Annotated in this window: 5 protein-coding genes; all 5 read right to left on the minus strand. The window is 45.5% G+C overall.

Features of this window, described 5'->3' with window-relative positions:
• The coding region (locus B3182_RS00325) for an SDR family oxidoreductase (RefSeq protein ID WP_292751100.1) at nucleotides 1-680 on the minus strand (680 nt) is incomplete at its 3' end.
• A gap of 249 nt (nucleotides 681-929) precedes the next feature.
• Nucleotides 930-2,108, minus strand: coding sequence for a zinc-dependent alcohol dehydrogenase (locus B3182_RS00330; protein WP_292356779.1), 1,179 nt, complete (start codon nucleotides 2,106-2,108; stop codon nucleotides 930-932).
• A gap of 201 nt (nucleotides 2,109-2,309) precedes the next feature.
• The gene (locus B3182_RS00335) at nucleotides 2,310-3,464 is read right to left on the minus strand and encodes a cysteine desulfurase family protein (RefSeq protein ID WP_292356777.1); all 1,155 of its coding nucleotides are present in this window, start codon (nucleotides 3,462-3,464) and stop codon (nucleotides 2,310-2,312) included.
• 207 nt (nucleotides 3,465-3,671) lie between these two features.
• Nucleotides 3,672-4,472: a quinoprotein dehydrogenase-associated SoxYZ-like carrier gene (locus B3182_RS00340; RefSeq protein WP_292356775.1), complete on the minus strand. Its 801-nt coding sequence runs from the start codon at nucleotides 4,470-4,472 to the stop codon at nucleotides 3,672-3,674.
• An 11-nt stretch (nucleotides 4,473-4,483) separates the two neighbouring features.
• A partial coding sequence (locus B3182_RS00345) for an MBL fold metallo-hydrolase (protein ID WP_349677922.1) occupies nucleotides 4,484-4,995 on the minus strand: 512 nt, incomplete at its 5' end.

Genomic DNA, 4,995 nt, shown 5'->3' on the forward strand with positions numbered 1-4,995 from the left:
GCGGTCCACTCCATCTGGCGTGCCAGAACTAATGCATCGGTCATATCGGTTAGCGCATTCCACTGAATTTGCGAACCTGGAAATACGAATGGTTTGTCTTTTGCCCTGCAGATCGTGGCATAGACTGCAAGCGTTGTCCCCATGTTCATAGCGTTACCTCGGGCGTAGCCGATCACTGTGTGTGGACGATGCACATTCCAGGAAAAGCCTTGACGCCGGGCGGTTTCGAACAACACATCTTCAAGCGCATAGTAAAAGTTGTCGCCGGGGACTCGTGGTTCGGATTCGCGAAACGGTGTCTCAGTGCGACCGCTACCATATGCTTCGAATGAACCGAGATATTGTTTGGTCCCGGTTACTAGTGATGCGTGTTGTAGGTCGGCATCTTCAAGCGCTGAGAAAAGATTACGCATCATGCCACTGTTGGCCTCAATGTTAGCCTTCTCATTATCGCGACGTATCCATGTGCAGTAGAAAACATGAGTGATCGGCAGACCGGCTAATGCCTCTCGGGTAGCCGAATCATCCAGCAGATCTGCAGTTACCGGAATCACGCCGCTCTGTTCAGTCGCGTGCCGTGAAAGACCAAATACCGTCCATCCGCTGGCAACCAAATATGAAGCCAGATTACCGCCGGTTATCCCGGTGGCGCCAACGACTAGTGCAGTACCTTTCCGCATGAGTATGTCTCCTTTCGGGAATGGGGTCAGCCCAGATAAGTCGCTTACAGGACTCATTCCAGCCATTTATAGGATAAAGTCCCTAAAGGGACTTTATTATTCGAAATTTTGATTTGAATAGAGAAAAACGTGACATATTTTCCCTAATTAAATGGCTTGAGAGCTAGTTCATTCAATACGATACAGTAATTTAAATCGGCAGAAACTGCTTATGAAAATGAAGCACCAATTTAGCAGATAGCTTGGCAGTCAAGGGGTCAGAACGACCTTGATACAACCTTCCTCATGTTTCTGAAATAATTCATAGCCGCGAGGCGCATCGGCAAGTGCTAAACGGTGGGTAATAATCTGTGAAAGATCGATCCCACCCTCTTCTACATGCTTTAATAATGGCTCTAGGTAACGTTGCATGTGGGTCTGCCCAGTCTTGATAGTGAGCCCTTTGTTCATCACTGCGCCCATCGGAAACATATTCACGAATCCGACATACACCCCCGGTATCGATAGCGAACCGCCCTTCCTACAGCACTTGGCGATTTGTTGCAGCACATATGGATTTGGAACCCCTTTGACGTGGGCCAGGTCCTTCGCCGTGTCCATTATCGAATTTACAGCACCATGTCCATGTGCTTCCGCTCCAACCGCATCAATGCAGCCGTCCGGGCCACGACCACCGGTCATTTCCATCAATCGTTCGTACACTTCATCTGGATCGAAGCTGTCGATGATTTCTGCGCCGCCAAACGACTTCGCCATCGCGAGGCGTTCGGGAATGTGATCGATGGCGATAACTCTTGCAGCACCAAGCATCCAAGCACTGCGGATCGCAAACTGGCCGACTGGACCGCAGCCCCAGATTGCGACGGTATCTCCTTTTACAATATTCGCATTCTCAGCGGCCATGTAACCGGTCGGAAATATGTCGGACAAGAACAATACTTTTTCATCCGGTAGACCGTCCGGCACTTTGATTGGACCGACATCCGCGTGAGGCACTCGCACCAGTTCTGCCTGGCCTCCAGAAAACCCGCCGGTCATGTGGCTGTAGCCGAACATTCCGCAGGTTGCATGTCCCATCTGCGCTTCAGCCAAATGCGACTTGGGATTGGAGTTATCGCAGAGAGAGTACATCTGTTTTTTGCAGAAAAAGCATTCCCCACATGCTATTGTGAAAGGAACCACTACCCGGTCTCCGACTTTCAATCTTGTCACCGCCGAACCGATTTCAACGACTTCGCCCATAAACTCATGGCCGAGGATGTCGCCTTTTTCGAGCGTTGGCACGAGCGCGCCATACAGATGAAGGTCGGACCCACAGATCGCGGTAGCCGTAACCCTGATAATCGCGTCATGGGGATCCTGCAAAACGGGATCGTCAACGGTATCAACCCGGACGTCCTCCTTGCCGTGCCAGCAGAGTGCTTTCATATCGTAAATTCCTAAGAGAATGTTAATAAGATTTTATTCTTGGGAATCTATTCACTCTGTTCGCAATCCAACATTACATATTATTAAGCCTTAGCGATACAATTTAAGATTTTCAATTCTGAATTATCACTTAAGCCGTTAAACACTAAATTCAGATTTTCTCAGATGTTTTATGTAGTTTTCTGAATGACTAATCAAAGCCTATGAATACGCTTGTGTAAGTTGCTGGTGAATAATTTCTATAGCGCGATCAATTTGTGCTGCATCGTTGTAACGGCCGAAACTGAATCTGAGTGATGAGGTAGCTTCTGCTTCTGTAAGACCTATGGCAGACAAAACATGCGATGCTTGGGGATATTCGCTATTACAGGCTGAACCCGTGGAAGCACAGATTTCGGGTTGCATCCCTGCCAATAAATTTGTGGCATCAACATTTGCAAACCTGATATTCAGGCAACCTGGGTGGGTGTTATCCGTTGTGCCATTAATAGTGAAATCAATATCATTGTTTCTGAGACCAGCCAGAAACCGTTGTTTCATGGAAGACAGCCAGGTTCTGTTGTGCTCTGCCCCTTCCCTGCTTAATTCCATCGCTTTGGCAAACCCCACTGATAAGCCGGTAGGCAGCGTACCTGAACGTTGACCGAACTGCTGACCGCCACCATGTATAAACGGTGGCAGTGATGCTTGCAGCGAATTTTTGATATAAAGCGCCCCAATACCTTTCGGGCCGTATACTTTGTGTGCCGATAAACTCAGCATGTCGACATTCCATTGTTTGACATCAATATCAATGGCTTCAGGCGCTTGTGCCGCATCACAGTGAAAAATTGCACCAACGTTATGGGCTAATTCAGCAAGTTTCTGGATGGGCTGAATCACACCAATTTCATTATTGACCGCCATCATTGAAACAAACAAGACCTGATCATTGAGCATGGATTGATATACATCAATATCCACTAACCCGCTTGAATCAACCGGAATTTCGCTTACCTGATAGCCAAGTTTATGGGCAAAAAAATACGCCGCATTTTTAATACATTTATGTTCAATTGAACTGATTAGTATCTTGTTACGCTTTGTAGTATTGGCAAACAGGACGCTTGCAATCACCTGATTATTTGATTCGGTAGCCCCCGAAGTGAAAATAATCTCTTCTGCGGATGCATTTATACACGACTCAACTGTGGATCTGGCCATTTCGGCAGCCTCAGCAGACTGGCGCCCAAGAAAATGTGCTGAATGTGGATTGGCAAACAGATCATCACTATAAATCGCCATCGCTTCACGAACTTCAGGTTCCAAAGGCGTTGTAGCTTGATAATCTAAATAGATGGAGTTGCCAATCAGCACGATAATTTCCTGTAATTAAAATAATTTTATAGCGAATTGTTTATTTTGCCTGCCATTTAAACCTATGACTGTACGTTATTCAAATAAGCCACCCTATCAGCTGCAACCATTAAAACAAAACGACCTACTCCCGATATCCTGGAGTAGATCGCTGAATCTTTTAATAATTAAAATGGATATTGGACCCTACCCGTATCGGGCTTTGATTCAGATAGTTTTGTCAGCAGTGTAAGTCGTCTCTTTACTGTCAATAACGGTCGCTTTCAAAACGCCTGATTTAGTTGGTTTGAAGGTGAAATGCACACTGGGATCTTCACTGAAAGAAATGCCCATATCAACATTGAATAAAGGCTGATCAGCATAATTTACCGACATTGTTTTTACATAATGAGCAGGAATATAACGTCTGGTTTCCTGGTCGAACTGCAAGCCATTATAGTTTGGATGACTTATCATTACCTGGGCCGTAACATCATTACCTAATTCGGGCTTACGCATCCTGATCAGCATTTTACCCAGACGTGATTTTACAGCCTCTGGATCTTTCTGCACCGGTGCACTACAGCCACCTGACGCTTTCACAAAACGCGATACCATATGTAACGTACCGTCATTCATTTCAACAATAGCCCGGACATTCGAATATTGCTGAAAGCGCATGCGAAACGTCAAATCCACCTGTTCCATAGCTGGAGTTAGATGAAAATTGGCGGAATAAGGATCTGGATTGTCATCAATTATGATGTGGATATTTTTAATATAACTTTCCGCTGTCTGAGGTTTGAGTGATTTAAGCGTCAGCGGCACGATGGCAGCATCTTCAGCACGTGATGGAGCTTCTAAAACCAGCCAGTCATCGGCATCGGTTAAAATTGTTTTATTATCAAAATATATCTCTTTTAGAACAGGCCACATCGGTTCTTTTTCTGTTTTAGCGTACGCGGTGTTTAATAGCATAAAACTAATAGATACTGCCCAAAGTGTGTGACGTAAGATATTGTTAAACATGTTAATTCCCCTTACTCCCATTCCAACTCGGTAAATGCAGATGTGACATTACGTTTGTGATATTCCTCAAACAACAGCCACTTATTTTCTTCACTCACGCCAACATTTTCAGTTGCCTGATTGATGGTGCCCATATCATTGATAATCTCCCGAACTTGTTGCCGAATCAGAATGAAGTAATTCTTTTCCTTTTCAAGCGCTGCTTTCCAGTCTTGATGGAGGACCGGGCCGTGTCCAGGGATTACAGTGGCAATATCCATATCCTTTAATTGCTCTATTGCATCCAGCCAGCCATTAATACTTCCATCCAGTGCGGGAATACGCTCAACAAAAAGCAAATCTCCAGTCCACATAGTTTTGGTATTGTTGTCGAGCACCACCAAATCGTTATCGGTATGGGCTGTGGGGAAAGCCATAAGTGTCAATTTTCGGTCGCCTAAATCGATATTTTGTGGCTCGCCTATACTGACTAAGCGGGTAGGTGCAATAAATTCAGCATTGCCGTATGCATCACCCAGAATTT

Source organism: Methylophaga sp. UBA4204 (assembly GCF_002379485.1).
GTDB lineage: Bacteria > Pseudomonadota > Gammaproteobacteria > Nitrosococcales > Methylophagaceae > Methylophaga.

Excerpts from the sequence above, each read along its gene's own strand:
- B3182_RS00330 (WP_292356779.1), bottom strand. The coding sequence starts at position 2,108 with ATGAAAGCACTCTGCTGGCACGGCAAGGAGGACGTCCGGGTTGATACC.
- B3182_RS00340 (WP_292356775.1), bottom strand. The coding sequence starts at position 4,472 with ATGTTTAACAATATCTTACGTCACACACTTTGGGCAGTATCTATTAGT.